The sequence below is a fragment of the Bacterioplanoides pacificum genome (assembly GCF_042648445.1).
Lineage (GTDB): Bacteria > Pseudomonadota > Gammaproteobacteria > Pseudomonadales > Oceanobacteraceae > Bacterioplanoides > Bacterioplanoides pacificum.
This window is the reverse complement of sequence record NZ_JBHRYB010000009.1, coordinates 1-3,161: the sequence shown is the minus strand read 5'-3', so window position 1 is coordinate 3,161 and position 3,161 is coordinate 1. Positions and strand designations below refer to the sequence as shown.

Annotated in this window: 5 protein-coding genes and 1 pseudogene; all 6 read left to right on the top strand. The window is 45.4% G+C overall.

All coding sequences use genetic code 11. From position 1 onward, the window contains the following. The first annotated feature begins 190 nt into the window (after positions 1–190). Positions 191–370: a hypothetical protein gene (locus tag ACFOMG_RS10650; RefSeq protein WP_376866550.1), complete on the top strand. Its 180-nt coding sequence runs from the start codon at positions 191–193 to the stop codon at positions 368–370. 48 nt (positions 371–418) lie between these two features. Then, positions 419–1,003, top strand: coding sequence for a hypothetical protein (locus ACFOMG_RS10645; RefSeq protein WP_376866549.1), 585 nt, complete (start codon positions 419–421; stop codon positions 1,001–1,003). Between the two features lie 12 nt (positions 1,004–1,015). Next, positions 1,016–1,522, top strand: coding sequence for a hypothetical protein (locus ACFOMG_RS10640; protein WP_376866548.1), 507 nt, complete (start codon positions 1,016–1,018; stop codon positions 1,520–1,522). Between the two features lie 87 nt (positions 1,523–1,609). Next, on the top strand, positions 1,610–2,005 hold the full coding sequence (locus ACFOMG_RS10635; protein WP_376866547.1) for a Panacea domain-containing protein: 396 nt from the start codon (positions 1,610–1,612) through the stop codon (positions 2,003–2,005). Beyond that, complete coding sequence (locus tag ACFOMG_RS10630; RefSeq protein WP_376866545.1) at positions 1,978–2,391, top strand: VOC family protein; 414 nt, start codon at positions 1,978–1,980, stop codon at positions 2,389–2,391. Before ACFOMG_RS10635 ends, ACFOMG_RS10630 begins: the two co-directional genes overlap by 28 nt. A gap of 355 nt (positions 2,392–2,746) precedes the next feature. Beyond that, positions 2,747–3,161 (top strand): annotated as a pseudogene (locus ACFOMG_RS10625) (IS110 family transposase); the annotation flags it as partial.

The window sequence follows — 3,161 nt, the reverse complement described above, 5'->3', positions numbered from 1 at the left end:
ATCTTCCTGAGTTTTAATGCCTTTGGCGGCTTCGAGTGCAAAGGCTTCAAGGTCTTTCTTGTTCATAACTGCTTATCCTGATGGTTAGGGGATGATAAGCAGTTACACAGTTTTATCTACAGTCTCGTTTTCAGAGACTCATCAGATAACGACTGAAAACTACACCTATACAACAGATGCCATGATATTTATGAATACCCTGTATTCTATGTATCTGGCCGGAATGAAACAGGTTACCCCGGATTACCCCGATATCTGGTATTGGATAATCTGGATATCGGATAGTGACAGAACGATTATGGAAGAATCGTTTATCGCGCTTAACTCTGGTCGGGCGCGGCAGGAAGCAGCGGTCTATTTTGATGATTAACGACGCAATGGTTAACAATCGGCAGCGGTTTTTGCCTGGGGTGATACAGTGGCCATAAGCATCAGGCCTGAGAGTGGCAATATGAATGCTTTGTTGTTCAGTAATGAACAACAAGGCTTGCCGATGACGCTGTTTTTATCGATCACGCTCGATTTAAAAGCGCTTGAATTTCAGGGGGAGACAGAGAAAACCAGCATTCAGTTGGACTTTATTGAAGTTGACTTCAGATCTTTTTCAGATATAGAAAATAAAGAGTTTGAGTTTCCTGTTAACCCTGAGGATGGCTATATTGATGGCTCTGTCTATCTCGATGGTCAGCATATACCGGTTGATGTTAACAGGATAAAATTTTTATCGTTTGATGGGAATGATATTCAGGCTGAATTTTCTGGCAAGGTATTATTCGGTTATTGCGGTTATAAGGACTCTGATCAGGATTTTATGCTGTCGGCCAGATTAAGGTTTGATCATATATTGATACCTCCCAATATTATTTCAGCGGGAAAGCAGAATCTTGATGTGGCTAATAATATGATGTCTGAGTTCTTTAATATCACTGAGTTATCTGAACCGGTTATCGAAAACAACGGCTTTCGTGATGCTATTGTGTTCCACAAATCAGTCAGTAATTAAGAGAGGTGTGTGATGACGATAACCCAAATTCTGGCACTGGGGGTGCGTTTGTTTGCCATCGGACTGGTGCTGAATGCTCTGCAGCAGTCGTCCTATTTTTTTCAGGCATTGCTCGATAACCGGGAAAATATGCTGGCAGAGTTACCCTATATGCTGACTTCAGCAGCCGTGCCGCTGTTGGTGGCGCTGCTATTGTGGTTATTTCCGACCCGGGTGGTGCAGAGTTTTGTGCCCGCGAATGAGGAGCCGGCACTGGAGCCGCTGACGGCCTTAACCCTGACCCATATATTATTGCTGGCGATGGCGTTCTATTTTTTCTACGACGTGGTGGTGGCGTTAATTTATCACCTCAGCCTGATGCTGGTATCCGGACGAGGCTGGGGCTGGAGTGCGCTGCTGAGGTTGTCGCCGGATGAACTGGCCGGCCTGATGATGAAACTGTTTGAGTTTATCATCAGCCTGGCGTTATTGTTTAACGCACGGCGGGTGGCGCGGTTATTGTTAAAAGTCTCCAGCTGACCGGGCCTGGCCCGGCTAATGGACAGATATACAGTATCTGTGTATAACATCACCACACGCCGTGCTGGAGTTAACAGGAGGCAGCGTATGTACCGGGCCATTGATACCGCATATTATTTACTCAAAGTTGCCGGTGACAAGCAGCTTGAGATCACCAACCTGAAACTGCAGAAGCTGATTTATATCGCCAATGGCTATATGTTGGCGATTCATGATGCTCCACTGATTAATGAAGCGCCCCAGGCGTGGAAATACGGTCCGGTGATTCACAGCATTTGCCGGCGCCATTTTGTGTTTTTTATGGTTCTGGTGTGCGGCGCTGTTTGTTGTGGTTGCTGGCTATTTTGTCCATCAGGTGGTGCTTGGTCAGGCCGTTCCCAAAGAAGTAATTATCAGTATCTTTACCTGCACTTCGGTGGTGGTCGGACTGGTGGGTTATATCCTGAAAGGCCTGTTTGGCAGTCAATAACCAGGTCTGGCTGAGTTACGCAGAATTTGAGTATGAGAGAAGTATGAGCGGGCCAGCAACATTTGGAGCCATTATATATGCGGAGAACATTCAGCAACTATCCAGGTTCTATATTAAAATGTTTGACTTGTCGGTGATGCATGAAACAAACGAATTAGTAAGCCTGGGTGGAGAAGGCTTCAATATAGTTGTGCATATTCCACCGTTTGAAATTCCTGAAAAAAATTATAATACGGTAAAAATTTTCTTTGCAGTACAAAGCCTTGAGGATGCAAGGCATCAGGCCATAGAGTTGGGTGGCAAGGCTCTTGAAGGCGAATGGTCAAACCCAATATTCAAAGTCTGTAATATAGCCGACCCAGAAGGCAATCATATTCAGCTGCGGGAGTTCACGCGATAACCAGCGCAAATGTGAGCGTTAGGTGTACGAACCAGAAAGATCAGGAATGCAACGACTTCTGCCGGTCCCATACCAGAGGGGTGCTTTCATTTTTCAAGCTATGACGGTGCAGTTTGTTTTCGTGCTTGCCTGTATTCATCTCTGGTGATATTTTAAACACTAAAGAAATCAGTGGCTTACGGATGTGGTTTACAAGATAGTAGGCATACTGTGGCCGAAATAGTGTGCGCGCACGCTTTTCTGGAAAGGAATTGTCTGGCTAAGGAAGGTTTATCAATGAAATCAGTTAGTTACACAGCTAAGCTCGAAAGACTCTCGCCGGANTGGCAGCGATAGCAGAGGGAAATGCTTAATTCGTAAAAAGCTTCGACGTAATCAGTTGTTACCATTTATGGCTAAGTTACCTAGTTGCTTAGTTGGGATGGAGGCTTGTGGTGGTTCTCATTATTGGGCGAGGGAAATAAAACAGCTTGGCCATGATGTGAAATTAATACCGCCACAATTCGTGAAGCCTTACGTAAAAACGAATAAAACTGACGTTGCGGATGCAGAAGCAGTCTGTGAGGCGGTTGATAGGCCAACAATGAGGTTTGTGCCAATCAAAGGCCCGGATCAGCAAGCAGTACTGCTTTTGCATCGAGAACGGGAAGGGTTGATAAAGGAACGAACGGCAGTAATTAATCGTATACGCTCATCCTTTTCTGAATTCGGAGTGGCGATACCTGCAGGACCAAAGCGACTGAGGCAATGGTTGTCTGATTCGTACGGCG

What these genes read in the sequence shown, in the direction of transcription:
- ACFOMG_RS10650 (WP_376866550.1), top strand. Translation starts at nt 191, where the DNA reads ATGAATACCCTGTATTCTATGTATCTGGCCGGAATGAAACAGGTTACC.
- ACFOMG_RS10640 (WP_376866548.1), top strand. Translation starts at nt 1,016, where the DNA reads ATGACGATAACCCAAATTCTGGCACTGGGGGTGCGTTTGTTTGCCATC.
- ACFOMG_RS10635 (WP_376866547.1), top strand. Translation starts at nt 1,610, where the DNA reads ATGTACCGGGCCATTGATACCGCATATTATTTACTCAAAGTTGCCGGT.